We start from the raw sequence: 19,021 nt of genomic DNA, 5'->3' as shown, positions 1-19,021 counted from the left end.
GGAGTGCAGGGAGCAGGATTTGAACCTGCGGACCTCTACAGGACAGCGCCCTGAACGCTGCGCCGTTGGCCTGACTTGGCTATCCCTGCGTGCACTCCATCGTATTCCGGCTCCCTTCAAACCACTTTCGGTCCCGCCGTCCGCCGCGTCGGCCGCGGGCGCTCCGGCGGTCGGAGCGGGGCCGCGGCTGTCGGCGGGGGCGACGGTCAGGGTGTTGGTTCGAAGGGCCGTCATTTCCTTAGACTGCGACTTTCGTCTGTAGTTCGTCCGCGCGCTCCTCGATGGAGTCGATGGCGCGGAGCAGCAGTTCCTCGACGTCGAACGAGCCGTCCGTCTCGATGTGGAAGACGAACGCGCCCGGCACGTCCTCGACCGCGACCTCCTTCCCGGGGAACCGTTCCGAGAGGTCGTTGTCGAACTCGTCCGTGAGCTCGATGTCGCCCTCGGGCGTCTCGATGACGCCGCGGAGGATGTTCGGCTCGTCGTCGTCGAACTCACCCCGGTCGCCCTCGACCGTGACGCGCTGGAGGTGGCGGTAGCCGACGGAGACGCCGCCCTGGTGTTTGGCGTGCTCCTTGCCGGTGTCGAGGACCGCGTCGGCCTCGAACTCCAACCGCTGTCCCTCCTTCAGCTCGATGATCGGGACGTTCTCGTCGGCGACCTCGACGAGCGGGTCGCTGCTCTCGACGTCGCCGGAGTACGCCGTCGCCGGGCCTTCGACGTCGAGCGCGAGGGTGACCTCGTCGCCGAGTTCGAAGTCGTCGAGCGGCGTCGTCAGGGGCACGAGCCCCAGACGCAGGCCGATCATCTCGTCGAACATGACCGAGGAGTTCTCGACGAACCGAACGGTGTCGATCGAGAACGTCGGGACGTCGGCGATCATCGCGCGGCGGATGCCGTTTGCGAACGCCGGCGTGAGCCCGCGGATCAGCACCCGCGCGCTGCGTTCGTCCCGTTCGACGTACTGGACGTCGAATTCGTCTTCGGTCATGTCAGACTCGCTTGTTCTTCGGCGCCTTCGTCCCGTCGTGCGGGATCGGCGTGACGTCCTCGATGCGCCCGATCTCGACGCCCGCACGCGAGAGCGCGCGGATCGTCGCCTGCGCACCGGGACCGGTGGACTTGTTGAGGTTGCCGCCGGGGCCGCGCACGCGAACGTGCACGCCCTCCAGACCGGCGTCCTTGACGCGCTCGGCGACGACCTCCGCCATCTGCATGGCGGCGTACGGCGACGCCTCGTCGCGGTTCTGCTTCACCACGGTGCCGCCGGACGACTTGGCGATCGTCTCGGCGCCCGTCTCGTCGGTGACCGTGATGAGCGTGTTGTTGAACGACGCGTACACGTGGGCGATGCCCCACTTTCCGTCCTCGGATTCACTCATGGTTGGTTACTCCTGTGACTCCGCGCGCTCGGGGTGGAGATCGTCCGCGAGCGGGCTCGTCTCGTCGAAGGCGATGGCGCCTTCGTCGTCGACGTCCACCTTCACCGACGGGCGCGTGACGCGGGCGCCGCTGACGGTGATGTGGCCGTGGACGATGAACTGGCGGGCCTGCTGGGTCGAGGAGGCGAAGCCCTGTCGGTAGACGACCGTCTGGAGGCGACGCTCCAAGAGGTCGGTCACGTCGAGCGACAGGACCGTCGAGATGTCGTCGTTGTCGCCGAGGATGCCGATGCGGCGAAGTCGAGTGACGAACTCCGCGCCGGCGTCCTGGGCGGCCTCGACGTCGCCCTGCGCCTCGCCGAGCAGCCGTCGGGCCTCCCGACGCATGTTACGCAGCTCGGACTGGGCACGCCAGAACTCCTCTTTATTCTTCAGGCCGTACCGCGAGAGGAGATCGGACTCCTCGGCGATGCGCTCGCCCTGGTACGGGTGGTTCGGCGTCTCGTAGCCCTTGGTGTTCTTTCCGGTGCTCATTCGTCGTCACCGCCTTCGTCGTCCGCCATCTCCTCGCGGATCTCCTCGACGTTGACCCCGATGGTCCCCTCCGAGCGACCCGTGGACTTGGTGCGCTGGCCGCGGACCTTCTGCCCGCGCTTGTGGCGCACGCCCTTGTACGATTCGATGACCTTCATCCGGTTGATGTCGTGACGGCGCTTCTCGCTGACGTCGGTGCCGACGAGGTGCGTCGTCTCTCCGGTGAAGAAGTCGTTCTGTCGGTTCGTCATCCACGACGGGACGTGGTCTTCGAGGTTCTCGGCGATGTCGACCACCGCGTCGATGTCCTCCTCGTCGAGGAGCCCGAACGTGGCGTTGCGGTCCACGTCGGCCTTCTCGGCGACCAGCCGCGCCGTGCGCGTGCCGATGCCGTCGAGTTCGGACAGGCTTCGCTCGACCGTCTTCGTCCCGTCGAGGTCCGCGCCCCCGATCCGAACGAAGTACTGGAGGTCTTCCTCCTCCTCCGGCGAGTCGTCCTGTGATTCTTCCGTGCTCATGTGTTGGTTGTGGTGAGCCCTACCGACGCGAATCGGCGGTACTCGTCCGTTCGAGCGTTGCGGCGGGGATTCGAACCCCGGAGGCAGTGACGCCACAGAGTTAGCAACCCTGCGCCTTGGGCCAGGCTTGGCTACCGCAACCCGCGTTGTATCATCGCCCTTGCGGACTCGGGGCCCGACGCCCCTGCAGTTCGTGCGTTCGTATGCTCCCGCCTTCGGTACTTAAACATCACGAAACGGTCGGGTCGCTGTGGGGGTCTCGCACGGTCAGTTCGCGCGCAGTCCCGCGGGTTCGCGTCTCCGTTCGCGGGGCCGGTCCCCCGTTTCCGTGAGGCGTAGTGTTTAGTGGGTCCCGCGGGAGGGTCCGAGCATGAAGGCCGTTCAGTTCGCCGACCACGGCGACCGCGACGTGATCGAGTACGGCGAGTTCCCCGACCCGGAGCCGGACCCCGGCGAGGTGCTCGTCGACGTGAAGGCGGGCGCGTTGAACCACCTCGACGTCTGGACGCGACGCGGGATGCCCGGCATCGACCTGGAGATGCCGCACGTTCCCGGCAGCGACGCCGCGGGGGTCGTCGAGGCCGTCGGCGACGGCGTGACGCGCTTCGAGCCGGGCGACCGCGTCGCCGTGAGCGCCGGCGTCTCCTGCGGGGACTGCGAGTTCTGTCGCAACGGCGAGGAGTCGCTGTGCGTCTCCTTCCACATCATCGGCGAGCACGTCCGCGGCGTCCACGCGGAGAAGGCGACGGTGCCCGCGGCGAACCTCGTCCCGGTCCCGTCCGGCGTCGACTGGGAGGTCGCCGGCTCCGCGTCGCTCGTCTTCCAGACCGCGTGGCGCATGCTCCAGACGCGCGCCGACATCGAGGCCGGCGAGAAGGTGCTCGTCCTCGGCGCCTCCGGCGGCGTCGGCCACGCCGCGGTCCAGATCGCCGACCACGCGGGCTGTGAGGTGTACGCGACCGCCTCCACCGAGGAGAAGCTCTCGCACGCCGAGGACTGCGGCGCAGACCACGTCATCGACTACGAGGCGAACGACTTCGCCGAGGAGGTCGCCGCGCTCACCGGCAAGCGCGGCGTCGACGTGGTCGTCGACCACGTCGGCGAGGCCACCTACCCGAACTCGCTGAAGTCGATGGCGAAGGGCGGCCGGCTCGTCACCTGCGGCGCCACGACCGGCCCGAACCCCGGCGCCGGGCTCAACCGCATCTTCTGGAACCAGCTCTCCGTCATCGGCTCCACGATGGCGACGCCCGGCGAGGTCGACGACGTGCTGGAACTCGTCTGGGACGGCACCTTCGAGCCCCGCGTCCGCGAGGTCCTCCCGATGAGCGAGGCCGCGCGCGCACACGAGATGATCGAAAACCGTGAGGGCTTTGGCAAGGTGGTGCTAAAGCCGGACAGTGAGCTCTGAGACCGACAACGACGACGCGGACGCGACCGCCGACGGTACCACCGACGGCGGCTACGTCCACGTCCCGGGCACCGACGACGGCGCCGACGCGACCGACAGCGCCGGCGCCGGCGGCCCGACCGCCGCCGACGAGCCCGCCGCCGACGGCTTCGGCCGCAAGGGGTGGGCGCTGACGGCGGCGATATTCATCTGCGCGCTCGTCATCCCCGGGATCATCTACGTCTACCCGTACGCCGCGGGCTGGTTCGGTCTCCCCTTCTTCGCGACGTACCTCGCGCTCCCGCTCGTCCCCGCGCTCCTCCTCGGCCTCGTCGCGGTCTGGTCGATGACGGCCGCGACGGCCGACGACGAGCCCTGACCGAGCGGGGCCGGATTGCCCGCGAACGGACGGCCCCGCCGCGGCCGAACGACAACCGTTTTGAACGACACCCGCGCAGTGGTGATATGTTGATCACCGTCTCCGGCCCGCCCGGCAGCGGGAAGAGCACTAACGCCGTCCAACTGGCGGACGCGCTCGGCCTCGGACACGTCTCCGGCGGCGACATCTTCCGCGAGATGGCGGCCGAACGCGACATGACGCCCGTCGAGTTCAACGAGTTCGCCGAGGAGGACCCACAGATCGACCGCGACCTCGACCGCCGGCTCCGCGAGATCGCCGTCGAGCGCGACGACGTGGTCCTCGAATCGCGGCTCGCCGGGTGGCTCGCGGCCGACCACGCCGACTTCCGGTTCTGGTTCGACGCGCCGCTGTCGGTCCGCGCCGAGCGGATCGCGGCGCGCGAGGCGAAGCCGGTCGACCGCGCGCGAACGGAGACGGAGCGCCGCGAGGCCTCCGAGCGCAAGCGGTATCGGGAGTACTACAACATCGACATCGAGGATCTCTCGATCTACGACGCCGCGTACAACACCGCCCGCTGGGGCCCCGAACCGTTCCTCGATGTCCTCGTCGCGACCGTCGAGGCGTACGACCCCGAGGACGACGAGGGGAAATCGCCCGTCGAGGGCGTCGCGTACGACTTCTGAGTCCCCAACCCGCCTCCGCATGACAGACGCCTCAGACTCCGACGCCGACGCGCTCGCCGACGGGGAGGACCCGCTCAGGGCGCCGCCGGGCGAGCGCTCGGTGCCGGAACTGCTCCGGTTCGGCGTCGTCAACCTCGACAAGCCCGCCGGCCCCTCATCGCATCAGGTGTCGGCGTGGGTGCGCGACGCGATAGACGAAACGCTCGCCGCGCTCGATCCGGCCGGTCCCCCCACCGGCGGCGTCGCCCACTCCGGAACCCTCGACCCGAAGGTCACCGGCTGCCTCCCCACGCTGACCGGGGACGCGACGCGCATGGCGCAGGTGTTCCTCGAAGGCGCGAAGGAGTACGTCGCGGTGCTGGAGCTCCACGGGGCCCCGCCGGCGGACTTCCGCGAGGTGGTCGCGGAGTTCGAGAGCGAGGTGTACCAGAAGCCGCCCCGAAAGAGCGCTGTGAGCCGTCGCCTCCGCACGCGGACGGTCCACGACCTCGACGTGCTGGAGGTCGCCGACCGCCGGGCGCTCCTCCGGATCCGCTGCGAGTCGGGGACGTACGTCCGGAAGCTCTGTCACGACATCGGGCTCGCGACGGGGGTCGGCGCGCACATGGGCCACCTCCGCCGCACCGCCACCGACCCGTTCGACGACCGCGACCTCCGCCCGCTCCAGGACCTCGTGGACGCGCTCGCCTGGGCCGAGGAGGGCGACGACGCGCTCCTCCGCGAGGTGGTCCGTCCCGCCGAGGACGCCCTGACGCACCTCCCCGCGGTGGCGGTCGCGCGGTCGGCCGCCCGCAGCGTCGCGACCGGCGCGCCGGTGTACGCGCCCGGCGTGATCGACGCGGACGACGCGGCGGTCCCCGGAACGGTCAGCGGTCGGGAGCCCGACGCCGACGAGGGCGATCCGCCGCTCGTCGCGTGTTTCACCCCGGACGGCACCGCGGTCTGTCTGGGGCGAGTCGTCGGCGACCCGAGCGCGGACGGCGGGAAGGTCGTCGACTTGGAGCGCGTTCTTTTATAGGTCCGCCACCGCGTCGACGCCGGCGACGCGTTCGACGAGAGCGACGCGCTCGCCGAGGCGGTCGACGCGGCGGGAACGTCACGCGCGACGGTCCGCGCCGAACATGACGGGTACGTCCTCGGCCGGTGCGAGGGGCTGGCCGTCTACGAGGGCGACCCGATCGGGAGTCTCGCCGTCCGGGACGGCGGCGACCCCGTGGCGTCGCGGGACGCCGCCGACGAGTGAAGCGAAGTCCTTAATTACCGGACCGCCGTTCGTCTGCGTGTAGTCAGGGACCGTGGGGTAGTGGTATCCTATGCGGATGGGGTCCGTATGACCTGAGTTCGACTCTCAGCGGTCCCATACGAAATTTTACACGAACTGTCCGAAACCGGCCAGATAGACCGGTATGACGATGGTTTGGTACGACAGTGACCGCCCGGTTCACCCGTCAGTTACGCCCGTCGAGGACGCGGGAGACGACGTTCGGAGTCGGGTCAGACACGCGAGCAGTCAGGCGACCGAGCGCGTCTACGACCACCTCGGTCGAGCGTAACACCCGCTCTCGTCAGGGATCCATCGCACGTGCGGCGTCGAGATCTGGTGCTCCCTCGAGGCCATCGTCAGCTGTCGGCCGTCACGTCGGTCAGGTACCACGCGATAAGCCGCGCCTGTGCCCGGCGGACAATCCCCGACGCGGTCGACTTGTCCACGCCGACCACGTCGGCGAGGTCCGCGAGGGTACACTCTCGCGGGACCTCGAAGTATCCCTCTCTGAGCCCGGCGGCGAGGAGTTCCTCCTGTCGCCGCGTGAGGAGTCGGTCCGACCGCTTCTTCTCCACCTTCGAGAGGAGTTCGTACTCGGTACCGCTCGATTCCAGCGCCTTCCGGAGCTGGTCGAACTCCTCGCGCGTACCGGTCAGGTCGAACTCGTAGAACCCGTTCCGAACTTCGATCGGAAACTCGGGCGGGAACCCTCCGGACTCGACGAAGGCGTAGAGGTCGACGTCGGTCGTCTCGTACGTCGCGAGGAGCCGGTCGTCGGTGCATTCCAACACCTCGTACGCGTCGACCGCCCCGTGTTCGCGAAACGCTGCTGCGACCGACTCCGGGGTTCGAGTCAGCACCTCTCCGAGTTCCTTCGCGGTGGCGCCACTGCGGACGCCGGACAGCAGGCGAAAGGTCGCATCGGGGAACGCCTCCGACAGGTCGGCGATGTACAGGTCCGGCGGGAGGCGAATGCGGAATCGGGCGTCGATCATGCTGGGTACTGCCGCCTCGGACAGATACCAACACGTTGGGGTCATTCACACATGAATCGCCCGGCAACACTGTAGTATGAACTCCGAGTCGGCCGGTGCGGCCACGAGCGGACGGGCGACGCTGCGGACGATGGCACGGACGATCACCGGACCGATCGGAGAGCTGTGGCGCCGCGATCCGGTTTTGTCCGCCGTGGCCGCGATCAACGCCGTCCTGTTCGGTGCCTTCGCCGTCGGCACCGTCTTGGACCCAATGGTCGTCAACGGGGAACCGGCGTGGCTCAAGCCAGCGAAGTTCGCCGGCTCGATCGCGCTCGTGTGCGCGACGCTCGGCTGGCTCGGTGTTCACCTCCCGGTCGACCCGGACGTTCGCCGCCGTGTCTCCCGGATCGTCGGCGTCGGTCTCCTCATCGAAATCGTCCTTATCGGCGGACAGGCCGCGCGCGGCGTCGGTTCTCACTTCAATCGGGCGACGGTCATCGACGGGGCGATCGGAGGCGTCATGGGCGTTACAATCGTCATCGTCACCGTCGCGATCGCCGCGCTGGCCGTCCGGGCACGCGGCGACGAGTTCGACGTCCACCCGGCGTTCGCCGCGGGCATCCTCCTCGGGGTCGGGTGGTTCGTCGTCGGCGCGTTCGAGGGGGCGGCGATGATCGCGATCCAGTCCCGGGTCGTCGAGACGACGGAGCCGACGGTCCCGGTCGTCGGCTGGCAGCTCGTCGGCGACTTCCGCCGGGCGCACTTCGTCGGCCTCCACGCCCTCCAGCTGTTGCCGCTGACCGGCTACCTCGCGGCAGTTGGACACCGTCGAGGCCTCGTCGACTATCCGCGACGCGTCGTATACCTCGTCGCTGCCGGATACGTCGCGGTCCTTCTCGTGACCGCCGCCCTCGGCGTCGCACCGGTCCTCATCTGACGAGGGATCTCACGAAGCGTGGGCGATAACGCTTACAGCAGCAGATATTGATACCTGAGTAGCAGCCACATCACCACGCGCCGAGAGGAACTGCGGCACATGGCGATTTCACGCCAATCGAGACTGAACGTCTCTCCGACGAGATTTCGCGCCCGCGTGTGCGCCAGCCTCCCCACCCCCGCGGGGGATGGAGTCGAAATCCCTGCCGACCGAGGCGACACAAGATCAGTTCTGATTAGGGCCAGAGGGACCGGAGAATCAGATACCAGTTCTCAGAAGCTCGCCAGCGTCTCGTCTCTCGTCTCACCGAGATACTGCCGGATCGCTCCCTCGTCCCAACCGACCGCCGCCAACACGCTCTCGACGGCGCGGACAGCGCCGTCCTCGTACCACGCGGCGTCGTATCGTGGTATCTCTTCGAACTCCAATCTGACCCGCGACGCACCTCGTGCGTCGGCATCAACGACCACGTACCGGACGGTCTGTCCCGGGGCGAGCCCCGCGCCCTCGATTTGCGCCCGCTTCAGGGCCGCGACGGTGAGCGTCTCCATCGAGTACTCGTCTGGGTCCTTCGACACGCGATTGTCGACGACGAGCGCGTCCGGGTCGACCGTCCCCTCTCGTAGGTCCCCGAGGCGCCGCCGGAGTACGTCGCACACCGCCTCCGGAGAGCGCGTCTCGTCGAACACGCGGAGCGCCTCGCTCTGGACCGCTTCGACCCATTCCGGCGTCGAGCGCTGTCGCCCCTCGATGCCTCGCGTCTTGACCGCGTCGCCGACTCCCGTCTCGGGGTAGTCCTCACCGCGGCGCTTGCCGAAGTACCGAGTGAGCGCTCCCGACTCGGAGTTCCGCATCGGACAGAACGCGACCCACTCGAACGCGCATTCGTACTCCAACTCGATGCCCGCCTCTTCGCTGATCTCGGCTGCGACTTCCTCCAAGGGGCGCTGCTCGCGACCGTCGGCCGGAGTCACCCAGATGGAGTCGACGATGCCGTGGACCACGCGCCAGCCGGCCGCCTCCAGTGCGGTCTTCGCATTGAGGAGGAGCTCGCGAGCGTAGGCGTTGATCGCCTCGTGGCACTCGATGCGCCCGAACTTGGCGTTCGAGAAGCCCTGATACCCGAAGCAGGACACGAGGATCCACTTGATCGCGGAGGAGGCGGCCTCCAATCGCTCCCGTTCGTCGCCGGCGGCGTCGGGAATCCGTTCCTTGATCTCGCTCCGGGCGTCGATCAGCGGGCCGAGCACCTCCGGCAGGTAGCCGTCCCGGTCGCAAACGGAGTAGCCGAGCCCCGGCACGTCGTCGGTGTCACAACACCCGCAGCGGACGGTCTCGGGCGAGATGTTCCGGGTCCTGATGATGTTGGGATACAGGGATGCGAAGTCGAGTTCGTGAACGTCCTCGTGGACGCCGACGTCGGGGGCGAACGTCGTGCCGCCGCGGTCGGCGTCGTCGAGCGTCGACGCCCGCTTGAACAGTTCCGGACGCCACGCGCGCCACGGCACGAGCACGCCTCGGTCCCTCGCTTCGCGGATCTGCATCGCCGTCAGCACTCGCCCTATCGACGCCCACCCGAGTTCCTGTAACGGGAGCCCGGAGCGCTCGACGAGGTCGAGACAGCCTTCCAGCCCGGACTCATGGTAGAAGAACGAGTTGGACTCGTCGATGATGGCGCGTCCGGGGACCGAGTACCGAGCCGGCGAGTGCCCCACGTTGCCGTACGAGGCGTACGTCGACTCGCCGGCGAGCTTCGTGTAGCCGTCCCGCCGACCGAGTTCGAGATCGACGCCGTAGGCGTCGGCCGCCTCGAACAGCAGGGGCACGAGGTCCGCCGTCGAGACGACCAGGACGTCGGGATCACGTTCGTCGAGCGCCGCTTGAACGCCGGCGACGGTCTCGGCGGGCGACGACCAGACTCGGTCACCGTCGACGGCGAGCTGCGGCAGCGACTCGATGCCCGACTCGTGCCGGGGTAAATCGAGGTGGAGCGTCCGCAGGTCGCGCACCGAGCGGTCCGGAGCGGCGGGCGTGTCTGTTTCGAGGCAGAAGCGGAGCTGGCGGGTAAAATCGACGTTGTAGCAGGTGTAGGCGTCGGGCTGTCCGAACTGCTCGGTTCGGCTCGCGACCCTTCTGACCGCGTCGATCGAGGCGGCGTCGACGCGGAGCAGCGGCCGGGCGTCGGTCCGGAACGTCTGCCGGTGGGCCTCGACGCCGAGTCGCTCGACCGCGTCCTGTCCGTCGAGGAAGGACCAGAGGTCGCGGAGCGCGTCCGAGAGCCCGTCGCGGGACGGCGGCGTCGGATTTGGGCCGCCCGATCGACCGTAGAGATCGCCCGCTGAGTCACCGACGAAGAGCGTCGGGTGGTGGTCCTCGTGGACCTCGCGAGCGGCGCCGTCCGGGGTGAGCGTCCATCGGGCGACGCGGCCGTCACCGAGGTACTCCAGCGTGAGCGTCACGGGCTACGCCTCGGTGAGCGACTCGACTTCGTCTTCCAGTTCGGCGATCCGGCGCTCCTGTTCGAGCGCGATCGCCATCCACACCGGCGCCAGCGGGTCGGCGGGGTTGAGGTTCCCCGCCGCGTCGGCGTGGTCGCGAGCGTACGCGAACAGCCGGTCGAATCGGGGCTTGTCCTGCCGGCGGAGGACGCGTCGGAACGAGCGCCAGTCGTCTTCGATCGCGCTCAACTGATCCCGGTACGTCGGGTTCGTCCGACCCATTACCGGACGCTCGGCGCGGCCGCGGCGCGGTCGACGGTCGCTCCCTCGTACATCCGGGCGCGGTGTTCGAGGACCTCCTGCCAGTACGCGAGCGTCGTCTGGAGCCAGCCGTCGTCGGTGTGGTAGACGAGCGTCTCCGTGTCGCCGTTAGCGTCCTCGAAGCGCGGGCCGAACGGCGTCTGCCGGCAGGTGAGATGCGTCGCCGCGGCGCGGCGCACCGGCGTCGAGAACTCGTCGTCGCGGCACCGCGTCACGAGGACCGGCACGTCGTGGACGCGAGCGACGCGGGCGACCGACGCGATCGCGCGGACGAACAGCCGCTCGGCGGTGTCGGCGTCGACGTCGGCGGCGCGGTACATGCCGTCGAGGCCGGTCGCGACGACGACCGAGGGCGACTCGCGGGCGGCGAGCCGCCCGCCCAATCGGTCGAGCAGCGAGGTGTGCTGGTGGGCGGTGAACCCGCGGGCGACCTCGATGCGGTCGAGGACGCGGTCGGCCGGGGCGAGCTCGCGGAGGCGCGTCGTGTTGGCCCTGTTCGCGCCGTCGACCCAGAACGCGGGGCCGTCGGCGCCGAGGACGCGGTCGAGCAGGAGCGCCTGGACGGGCGTGACGCCGAGTTCGTCGTCGACGTCGACGAGCGTGACGCCGGGCGCGAGCTCCGGGAGGTCGGCGGTCGGTCGTCGGGAACGAGTGGACATGGTAGGGCCGACGGGGAATTACCTAAAAGGGGTGAGCCATGGACGGGCGGTGAAAGTGGAAGTGGTGACGAGGGTTGGACCCGTCGAACGACGGGGGACGCACACGAGACGGATCTCGGGGTTGTGACGAGACAAAGTACCTGGCGGCGTTCCGGATCGCGGACCCGCGGAATGGGAGGCGGGCCTGCTCGAGTACTCCGCACCGATTACCGCTCACCCAGGAGTCAGTTTGCTCTGGAGGTCGGCGATCCCGCCCGCTCCGCAACCACTAAACGCGGCTCGCTCCTTGCTCCGGTAATGGCCGACTGGACGGAGAAGTACCGCCCGAGCACGCTCTCGGAGGTGCGCGGCAACGACAAGGCCCGCGACGCGTTCGCGGAGTGGGCCCGGTCGTGGGACGACCACCGCGAGGCGGTCGTCCTCCACGGGAGCCCGGGCGTCGGGAAGACGAGCGCGGCCCACGCGCTCGCGAACGACATGGGGTGGGAGACCGTGGAGCTCAACGCCTCCGACCAGCGCACCGCCGACGTCATCGAGCGGTTCGCGGGGCGCGCGGCGCGCAACGCCACCCTCGGCGGGAGCGCGGCCGGGGGCGGCGCGGCCGGCGGCGACACCGCCTCGCGCCAGCTCGTCGTCCTCGACGAGGCCGACAACATCCACGGCAACTACGACCGCGGCGGCGCCTCGGCGATCACGAAGCTGGTCAAGGAGTCTGGCCAGCCGATCGTGCTCATCGCCAACGACTACTACGACATGTCGCGCGGGCTCCGGAACGCGACCCAGGAGATCGAGTTCCGCGACGTCTCCGCGCGCTCCATCGTCCCCGTCCTGCGCGACGTCTGTCGCAAGGAGGGGATCGAGTTCGAGTCCGACGCCCTCCAGCGGATCGCGGAGGGGAACCGCGGCGACCTCCGCGGCGCGATAAACGACCTCCAGGCCGCGACGCAGGGACGCGACTCGGTCACGGTCGAGGACGTGGTCACCGGCGACCGGGACAAGGCGCTGGGCCTCTTCCCGTTCCTCGACGCGGTCCTCAAGGAGGAGTCCGCGGAGGAGGCGCTCCAGTCCGCGTACGCCGTCGACGAGACGCCGGACGACATCTCGCGCTGGATCGAGAACAACGTCCTCGACGTGTACGAGCCCGCGGAGGCGGTCCGCGCGTACGACTTCCTCGCGAACGCGGACGTGTGGCTCGGCCGCGTGCGCGCCACGCAGAACTACTCCTACTGGCGGTACGCGACCGACAACGCGGCCGCGGGCGTGGCGGCCGCCCGCGACGGCGAGAAGGGCGGGTGGACGCGGTACGGCCGCCCGCAGTTCTGGTCGTCGTCGGACGCGACCGCGGACGAGGTCGTCGGCAAGATCGCGGCCGCGAGCGGGTGTAGCGTCGCGACGGCTCGCCGCGAGGTGCTGCCGTTCCTCGAGGCCGTCACCCACCACTGTAAGCCCCGCGAGCTGACCGTCGCGATGGCGGCCGCCTACGACCTCGACGAGGCGGGCGTCGCCTTCGTCACCGGCTCCGGCGAGTCGACGAACAAGGTGGCGTCGATCGTCGAGGACGCGCAGGCCCGCCGCGAGGAGCTGATCGAGGAACACGCCGACGGCGCCTTCGCGGTCGACGGCGCCCGCCGCGGCGACGAGGGCGACGCGGCCGCGGACCGCGACGGCGACGGTTCCGGATCGACTGACCCCGAGAGCGACCCGGCCGACTCGGGGGAGGAGCCGGCGGACGACGAGTCTCCGAACGAGAGCGACGACGATCAGGCGGGACTGACCGACTTCATGTGACCCGGCGGCGGTCGCTCACAGGCTCCCGCCGCCGAGCCGGGGCGAGTTCGGATCCGCGTCGCTTCCGCTCGGCGTCGGGGAGTCGACCGCGTCCGCGCAGCGGAACTCGAACCGCGCGCCGCCCTCGCGGCTCTCGGTCACCGAGACGGTCCAGTCGTGCGCCGCCGCGATCCGCTCGACGATGGCCAGTCCGAAGCCGGTGCCGTCGGCGGCGGTCGTGTGGCCCGGCTCGAAGACGGCGTCCCGCTGGCCGGGGTCGATCCCCGGGCCGTCGTCCGCGACGTAGAATCCCCCGTCCGTCCGTCCGACGCGGACGCGGACCGCGGCGGCGTCGGGGTCGCTCGGGTCGGCGTCCGCCGATCCCGAACCCGTCGCGAACGTGCCCGGCGTGACTCCCCCGGCTGAGCCCGCTCCGTCGTTCCCGTGGGCGGGGGCGCCCGCGCCGGCTCTGTCGGGGGCGCCGTGTTCGATCGCGTTCCGGAAGAGGTTCTCGAGGCACTGCCGGAGCCGCTCCGAGTCGCCCGTCACGGTCGGGAGCGGTCCGTCCACGACGAGCGCGGCATCGGCCGGCTCGCCGACGGTCCGCCACGCGCGGTCCACGACCGACCGCAGGTCGGTCGGCTCGGCGGTCCGGACCGTCTTCCCCTCCTTGGCCAGCGTCAGGAGGTCCGAGATGAGGTCGTCCATGCGGTCGAGCGCGTCGAGGGCGCGGTCCAGCCGCTCGTTCGACGCGTCCCCGTCGAGCTCGGCGGCCAGTTCGACGTTCCCGAACGCGACGGAGAGCGGGTTCCGGAGGTCGTGCGAGACGACGCTCGCGAACTCGTCGAGCCGCTCGCGCTGGCGTTCCAGCCGCTTCCGCCGCTCGACGCGCTCGTCCGCGGGGAACAGGTACCCGACCACGTCGCCGCCCTCCGTCGCCCGGCCGCGCTCGTGGACCCACTGCGGCTCGCCGCCGGAGACGACGCGGTACACCACGTCGACCGGGGCGGCGTCGAGCGCCTCGCGGAGCCGCTCGCGGTCCTCGTCGACCACGCAGTCGAGCCAGCCGCCCTCCGCGCGCTCCGGGACCTCGATCCGAGACTCCCCGGACGCCTCGATCACGAACCGCGCCGGATCCCCCGCAGGCCGGCGGTAGGCGATTCCGGGGCGTCGTTCCATCGCTGCGGACACGTGTCAACGAGGCTACTCGGTCAGTATAAACCTTACTCGACTATCACTTGTCATACGCTGAGATCAAGTCTGAAAAGTGCGAAAATAACAGGGCAGGCCCCCGCGACGCCGAGAGACCTTTGTCGCGGCCCCCGGTGGATCGCCGTATGCGCGCAGCGATCCTGCGAGAGTACGGCGAGCCGCTCGCGGTCCGCGACCTCCCCGAGCCCGACCCCGGCCCGGACGGCGCCGTCGTCAGCGTCGACGCCTGCGGCGTCTGCCGCAGCGACTGGCACGCCTGGGCCGGCCACGGCGAGTGGGCGGCCGACCGCGTCGCGCGCGGCCAGGTCCTCGGCCACGAGCCGGCCGGCGAGGTGGTCGCCGTCGGCGGGGAGGTCGATCGGTTCGAACCTGGCGACCGCGTGGTCGTCCCCTTCTCGCTCGGCGACGGCACCTGCCCGCACTGCCGCCGCGGGGCCGGCAACGTCTGCGAGGACGGCCGGGCGCTGGGGTTCGAGGCCGCCGCGCCGGGCGCGTTCGCGGAGCGCGTGGCGGTTCCGGCGGCTGACTACAACCTCGTCGAGCGCCCCGAGTGGCTCGACGCGACCGCGGCCGCTGCGCTCGGCTGCCGCTACATGACCGCGTACCACGCCCTCGCCGAGCGGGCGACCGTCGGCGGGGGCGACGCCGTCGCGGTCCACGGCTGCGGGGGCGTCGGGCTCTCCGCGGTCCAGATCGCCGCCGCGCTGGGCGCCCGCGTGATCGCGGTCGACCTCGACCCCGACGCCCTCGCGCTCGCGGCCGAGTTCGGCGCGGCCGAGACCGTGAACGCGGGGTCGCTCCCGGGAGACGAGTCCGTCCCCGAGCGGGTCCGCGCCCTCACCGACGGCGGCGCCGACGCCTCGCTCGACGCCTTGGGGATCGCGGAGACCTGCCGCAACTCCGTCCGGTCGCTGCGCCCGCGCGGCACGCACGTCCAGGTCGGGCTCACCACGGACGCGGAGCGGGGCGAGGTGTCGCTGCCGACCGACTGGATGACGCGCTGGGAGATCTCCTTCCTCGGCTCGCGCGGGATGCCCCCGACGAGCTACGACGACCTGTTCGCGCTGATCGAGGCGACCGGGATCGACCCCGGCGCGCTGGTCGCCCGGGAGCTGTCGCTGTCGGAGGTGTCGGACCGGCTCGCCGCCATGGAGGAGTACGACGTGCGGGGCGTCGAGGTCGTCACCGACTTCGAGGGGTGAGCGTCACCGCTCGCGGTCCGCCCCGAGCCCGGGGATCGCGACGCGCTCGTCGACGCGCTCCATGACCTTCGACGCCGTCAACACGAGCGCGAGGTACATCGCGCCGAGCACGAGGAAGACGGTGGTGTACCGGAAGGTGTCGCTCGCGACCTGGTTGGCCATGTAGTACAGCTCCGGGACCGTGATGAAGCCCGCCAGCGACGAGTACTTGATCAGGTAGACGAACTCGTTCGTCCACGAGGGGATCGCGTAGCGGAGCGCCTGCGGGAGGACCACGTGGTATATCGACTCCAGCTTCGAGAGCCCGATCGCCCGCCCCGCGGTGATCTGCCCGTCGTCGACGCTCTCGACAGCGCCGCGGATGTACTCGGCCTGGTAGGCCGCCCCGTTGAGCGTGAACCCGAGGATCGCTACCCAGACCACCTCGCGCGGGAAGACGCCGGACAGCACCGCCGGGACCGACGCCGCCAGGTTCAGCCCGTAGTAGAGCACGAACAGCTGCGCGAGGAGCGGCGTGCCGCGCAACAGCTCGGTGTAGCCCAAGGAGAGCCACGCGGAGAACCGACCGTACACCCGCGCGACGGCCAGCGGCACGGCGATGAAGAAGCCGCAGACGAGGCTCACGCCGGTGATGACCACGGTGAGCCACGTCCCCTGCGCGAGGACCGGCGTGAGCTCGACCACGAACGCGGCGTCGGCCGCCACCCCGGCGAGCCCCGGCACGCCGGCGAGCGCGGCCTCGACGGCGTCCGGTGCGACGAGCGGCTCGCCGACCGGGGCGATCGCGCCGCCGAGCCACCGGTTGCCCCAGCTGACGACGAGCCAGCCCCAGAACAGCGCGCCGGCGGCGACCAGCAGTAGCCGGCCGGCGGACTCGTCCGCGTCGGCCACGCGCTCGCCGACCGTCCGCGGTCGCGTCGCCCCCGCCATCACTCGTGGCTCGCGATGCGGTCGAGGAACCGGGCGGTCCGGTCCCGCTCGGGTCGTTCGAACAGCTGTTCGGGCGGCCCGCGCTCGACGACCCGGCCGTCGTCCAGGAACACGACCTCGTCGGCGACGGCCCGCGCGAAGCTCATCTCGTGGGTGACGACGAGCATCGTCATCCCGTCGTCGACCAGCCCGCGCATCACTTCCAGCACCTCGCCGATGAGCTCCGGGTCGAGCGCGCTCGTCGGCTCGTCGAACAGCATGAGCTTCGGCTCCATCGCCAGCGCGCGGGCGATCCCGACGCGCTGCTGTTGCCCGCCCGACAGCTCCGCGGGGTACGAGTCCAGCTGGGCGGCCAGCCCGACGCGCTCCAGCTGGTCCGCCGCGCGGTCCCGGGCCGCGTCCTCGGAGAGCCCGAGCACGCGCCGGGGGCCGAGCGCGACGTTGCCGACCGCGGTGAGGTGCGCGAACAGGTTGAAGCTCTGGAACACCATCCCCACCTCGCGCCGGAGCTCGTCGACGTCGGTGTCGGGCGAGAGCACCTCCTCGCCGTCGAGCGTGATCGACCCCTCTTGGGCCTCCGCGAGCCGGTTGACGCAGCGGAGCATCGTCGACTTCCCGGAGCCGGACGGCCCGATCAGGACGGTCACGTCGCCGCGGTCCATCCCGAAGGAGACCTCGTCGAGCACCTGCTCGTCGCCGTACCACTTCGAGACCTCGCTCACGCGGAGGAAGCCGTCGTCAGTCACGCCGACTCACCCTCCGGGATCGCGTAGCGGGTGCCGAGGTAATCGAGCGCGCGGTTCGTCGTGAACGTGAGGACGAAGTAGATGGCACTGATGAACAGGATGACTTCGAGGACCGCGGTCGTCTGCTCCGTGAACAGGTCGTAGCCGCGGGTCAGAAGCTCCGCGAGGCCGATCGCGAAGACGATGCTCGTGTCCTTCAACACGATGGTGAACTCGTTTTGGAACCCCGGGATCGACCGGCGGAGCGCCTGCGGAACGACGACGTAGCGGATCGCCTCGAACCGGGAGAGACCGACGGCCCGGCCCGCCTCCAGTTGCCCGTCGTCGACGCTCGACAGGGACGCGCGGAAGATCTGCGACTGGTACGCCGCGCTCCGCAGTCCGAGCCCCAAGATCCCGGCCGAGATCGCCGGCGAGATCGATCCGACGCCGAGGTTCACCTGCGGGACGCCGAGGACGAAGTACATGACGAGGAGGATGACCACGATGGGGGTCCCGCGGAGGACGACGCCGGCCGTCTCCACGAGGCGCTTCGAGAGCCCGTCCCCGTACACCTCCACCGCGCCGGCCGGGAAGCCGACGAGGAAGCCGAGCAGGATCGACGCGACGGTGAGCCCGACGGTCAACAGGAGCCCGCCGCCGAGGTAGTCGGCGTTCCGGACGACGAACCACCAGTCCGCGGGGTCGCCGACGAGCCACCAGTCGATCGACTCGACGGCCGACAGGAGGGCGCCGCTCGCCGTCGGGTCCGGGGCCCCGAGGCTGGCGGCCGCGGCGAGCGCGAGCGACCCCGAGACCGACATCCTACTCCTGCCCGAACCAGGTGTTGGTGATCTCCTGGTACGTGCCGTCGTCGCGGACGGTCTGGAGGCCGTCGTTGAGCGCGGACTGGAGCTCCGACTCGTTCTGCCGGATGCCGAAGCCGAACTGCTCGCCGGTCTCCTCGACGAACGCGATCGTCACGTCGCGGTTCGCGGCGAAGGTCTCGGCGACGGGGTTGTCGACGACGACAGCGTCGATGTTGCCGTTCGCGAGGTCCTCGACGGCGAGGACGTAGCTGCCGTACGTCGAGAAGTTGTCCGACGAGATGATCCCCTCGTCGACGAGGTTCGTCTCCACCTGGTTCGCGCCGGTGGTGCCGGACTGCGCGCCGACCCGGGTGCCCTCGAAGTCGCTCCACCCGGACGGCTGGAAGTCGCCCCCCTCGCGCACGAGGATCGCCTGGTCGGACTCCCAGTAGGGGTCAGAGAAGGCGATCGTCTGCCGGCGCTCCTCGTTTATCGTCATCGCGGCGGCGATGACGTCGATCTCCTCGTTCTGCGTGAGCGCCGGGATGAGCCCCTCGAACTCGAAGGTCGCCCACTCGCCGATCTCGTAGTCGGTCTCGGCGACGACCGCTTCGAGCAGGTCGACGTCGAACCCGACCAGTTCGCCGTCCTGCCGCATCTCGAACGGCGGGAACCCGGGCGCGGTTCCGGGGGTGATCGTCGTGGCGCTCCCGCTGTCGCCGAGGCAGCCGGCGACGCCGGTCAGTCCGACGGCGGCCGATCCGCCGGTCAGCTTCAGGTACGTCCGACGGCTCACGTCGGAATCGGCGTGGTGTGTCATACCTGTGCGAGTGCGGCGATTGGTTTTAACCTTTCCTCCCTCGGACGGTGGTTTCCACGTATCGACGGGGAGACCGGGCTCGGACGGACGGA

At 70.1% G+C, this 19,021-nt stretch carries 20 protein-coding genes, 3 tRNA genes and 1 pseudogene; 9 read left to right on the top strand and 15 right to left on the bottom strand.

Translation table 11 applies throughout. From position 1 onward, the window contains the following. Window positions 1-4 precede the first annotated feature (4 nt). The 6 genes from EXE50_RS04590 to EXE50_RS04565 all read right to left on the bottom strand — a co-directional run bounded on the left by EXE50_RS04590 (window position 5) and on the right by EXE50_RS04565 (window position 2,575). Window positions 5-89, bottom strand: a tRNA-Leu gene (locus EXE50_RS04590). 149 nt (window positions 90-238) lie between these two features. Further along, the gene (locus EXE50_RS04585; RefSeq protein WP_137704471.1) at window positions 239-991 is read right to left on the bottom strand and encodes a DNA-directed RNA polymerase subunit D; all 753 of its coding nucleotides are present in this window, start codon (window positions 989-991) and stop codon (window positions 239-241) included. A 1-nt stretch (window position 992) separates the two neighbouring features. After that, window positions 993-1,382: a 30S ribosomal protein S11 gene (locus EXE50_RS04580; protein WP_004046448.1), complete on the bottom strand. Its 390-nt coding sequence runs from the start codon at window positions 1,380-1,382 to the stop codon at window positions 993-995. Window positions 1,383-1,388: 6 nt separating this feature from the next. Beyond that, window positions 1,389-1,916, bottom strand: a complete 528-nt coding sequence (locus EXE50_RS04575) for a 30S ribosomal protein S4 (protein WP_053771105.1) — start codon at window positions 1,914-1,916, stop codon at window positions 1,389-1,391. After that, window positions 1,913-2,434 (bottom strand): 30S ribosomal protein S13, encoded by a 522-nt coding sequence (locus tag EXE50_RS04570; protein ID WP_053771106.1) that lies wholly within the window; start codon window positions 2,432-2,434, stop codon window positions 1,913-1,915. Before EXE50_RS04570 ends, EXE50_RS04575 begins: the two co-directional genes overlap by 4 nt. A gap of 55 nt (window positions 2,435-2,489) precedes the next feature. Beyond that, window positions 2,490-2,575: transfer RNA gene (locus tag EXE50_RS04565), tRNA-Ser, on the bottom strand. A 229-nt stretch (window positions 2,576-2,804) separates the two neighbouring features. Here EXE50_RS04565 and EXE50_RS04560 point away from each other — a divergent pair. The 6 genes and pseudogenes from EXE50_RS04560 (at window position 2,805) to EXE50_RS04535 (ending at window position 6,228) form a co-directional block, all read left to right on the top strand. Continuing rightward, window positions 2,805-3,845 (top strand): zinc-binding dehydrogenase, encoded by a 1,041-nt coding sequence (locus EXE50_RS04560; protein ID WP_137704470.1) that lies wholly within the window; start codon window positions 2,805-2,807, stop codon window positions 3,843-3,845. Continuing rightward, the gene (locus EXE50_RS04555; protein ID WP_053771108.1) at window positions 3,835-4,203 is read left to right on the top strand and encodes a hypothetical protein; all 369 of its coding nucleotides are present in this window, start codon (window positions 3,835-3,837) and stop codon (window positions 4,201-4,203) included. The genes EXE50_RS04560 and EXE50_RS04555 overlap by 11 nt, the downstream gene beginning before the upstream one ends. A gap of 86 nt (window positions 4,204-4,289) precedes the next feature. Then, window positions 4,290-4,868, top strand: a complete 579-nt coding sequence (cmk, locus tag EXE50_RS04550) for a (d)CMP kinase (protein WP_053771109.1) — start codon at window positions 4,290-4,292, stop codon at window positions 4,866-4,868. Between the two features lie 19 nt (window positions 4,869-4,887). Beyond that, window positions 4,888-5,886: an RNA-guided pseudouridylation complex pseudouridine synthase subunit Cbf5 gene (locus EXE50_RS04545; protein WP_053771110.1), complete on the top strand. Its 999-nt coding sequence runs from the start codon at window positions 4,888-4,890 to the stop codon at window positions 5,884-5,886. Then, window positions 5,887-6,111, top strand: a pseudogene (locus EXE50_RS17940) (deacylase); the annotation flags it as partial. 46 nt (window positions 6,112-6,157) lie between these two features. Next, window positions 6,158-6,228: transfer RNA gene (locus EXE50_RS04535), tRNA-Pro, on the top strand. A gap of 260 nt (window positions 6,229-6,488) precedes the next feature. On the opposite strand, the gene EXE50_RS04530 is transcribed toward EXE50_RS04535, so the two are convergent. Further along, window positions 6,489-7,127, bottom strand: a complete 639-nt coding sequence (locus EXE50_RS04530) for a helix-turn-helix domain-containing protein (RefSeq protein WP_053772786.1) — start codon at window positions 7,125-7,127, stop codon at window positions 6,489-6,491. Window positions 7,128-7,203: 76 nt separating this feature from the next. On the opposite strand from EXE50_RS04530, the gene EXE50_RS04525 reads away from it, so the two are divergent. Continuing rightward, the gene (locus tag EXE50_RS04525) at window positions 7,204-8,046 is read left to right on the top strand and encodes a hypothetical protein (protein ID WP_241982628.1); all 843 of its coding nucleotides are present in this window, start codon (window positions 7,204-7,206) and stop codon (window positions 8,044-8,046) included. Window positions 8,047-8,318: 272 nt separating this feature from the next. Here EXE50_RS04525 and EXE50_RS04520 read toward each other — a convergent pair whose 3' ends face one another. Genes EXE50_RS04520 through EXE50_RS04510 form a run of 3 tightly spaced genes read right to left on the bottom strand, consistent with a single transcriptional unit; the run spans window position 8,319 to window position 11,464 of the window. Then, window positions 8,319-10,505, bottom strand: a complete 2,187-nt coding sequence (locus EXE50_RS04520; protein WP_137704469.1) for a type B DNA-directed DNA polymerase — start codon at window positions 10,503-10,505, stop codon at window positions 8,319-8,321. Window positions 10,506-10,508: 3 nt separating this feature from the next. Further along, the gene (locus EXE50_RS04515; RefSeq protein ID WP_053772784.1) at window positions 10,509-10,766 is read right to left on the bottom strand and encodes a hypothetical protein; all 258 of its coding nucleotides are present in this window, start codon (window positions 10,764-10,766) and stop codon (window positions 10,509-10,511) included. Beyond that, entirely contained in the window at window positions 10,766-11,464 is a 699-nt protein-coding gene (locus EXE50_RS04510) for a hypothetical protein (protein ID WP_053772783.1), read from the bottom strand. Before EXE50_RS04510 ends, EXE50_RS04515 begins: the two co-directional genes overlap by 1 nt. Window positions 11,465-11,761: 297 nt before the next feature. On the opposite strand from EXE50_RS04510, the gene EXE50_RS04505 reads away from it, so the two are divergent. Continuing rightward, window positions 11,762-13,252: a replication factor C large subunit gene (locus EXE50_RS04505; RefSeq protein ID WP_137704468.1), complete on the top strand. Its 1,491-nt coding sequence runs from the start codon at window positions 11,762-11,764 to the stop codon at window positions 13,250-13,252. 15 nt (window positions 13,253-13,267) lie between these two features. Here the strand turns inward: EXE50_RS04505 and EXE50_RS04500 are convergent, their stop codons facing one another. Then, a complete protein-coding gene (locus EXE50_RS04500) occupies window positions 13,268-14,410 on the bottom strand; it encodes a PAS domain-containing sensor histidine kinase (RefSeq protein ID WP_199241330.1) in 1,143 nt (380 codons plus the stop codon). Between the two features lie 158 nt (window positions 14,411-14,568). Between EXE50_RS04500 and EXE50_RS04495 the strand changes: the two genes are divergently transcribed. Beyond that, on the top strand, window positions 14,569-15,645 hold the full coding sequence (locus EXE50_RS04495; RefSeq protein ID WP_137704466.1) for a zinc-dependent alcohol dehydrogenase family protein: 1,077 nt from the start codon (window positions 14,569-14,571) through the stop codon (window positions 15,643-15,645). A 3-nt stretch (window positions 15,646-15,648) separates the two neighbouring features. Here the strand turns inward: EXE50_RS04495 and EXE50_RS04490 are convergent, their stop codons facing one another. The 4 genes from EXE50_RS04490 to EXE50_RS04475 are packed head-to-tail and all read right to left on the bottom strand — an operon-like array spanning window position 15,649 to window position 18,929. Next, complete coding sequence (locus EXE50_RS04490; protein WP_137704465.1) at window positions 15,649-16,575, bottom strand: amino acid ABC transporter permease; 927 nt, start codon at window positions 16,573-16,575, stop codon at window positions 15,649-15,651. Beyond that, complete coding sequence (locus EXE50_RS04485; RefSeq protein ID WP_137704464.1) at window positions 16,575-17,321, bottom strand: amino acid ABC transporter ATP-binding protein; 747 nt, start codon at window positions 17,319-17,321, stop codon at window positions 16,575-16,577. The genes EXE50_RS04490 and EXE50_RS04485 overlap by 1 nt, the downstream gene beginning before the upstream one ends. Then, on the bottom strand, window positions 17,318-18,124 hold the full coding sequence (locus EXE50_RS04480; RefSeq protein WP_053772777.1) for an amino acid ABC transporter permease: 807 nt from the start codon (window positions 18,122-18,124) through the stop codon (window positions 17,318-17,320). Before EXE50_RS04480 ends, EXE50_RS04485 begins: the two co-directional genes overlap by 4 nt. A gap of 1 nt (window position 18,125) precedes the next feature. Beyond that, window positions 18,126-18,929 carry a basic amino acid ABC transporter substrate-binding protein gene (locus EXE50_RS04475; RefSeq protein WP_053772776.1) on the bottom strand — a complete coding sequence of 268 codons (804 nt, stop codon included), beginning with the start codon at window positions 18,927-18,929 and terminating at the stop codon, window positions 18,126-18,128. Window positions 18,930-19,021 lie beyond the last annotated feature (92 nt).

Origin of the sequence: Halorubrum sp. ARQ200, assembly GCF_005435115.1 — an archaeon.
Lineage (GTDB): Archaea > Halobacteriota > Halobacteria > Halobacteriales > Haloferacaceae > Halorubrum > Halorubrum tropicale.
The sequence above is the reverse complement of the archived record's forward strand: the minus strand, read 5'-3'. Positions and strand labels throughout refer to the sequence as shown.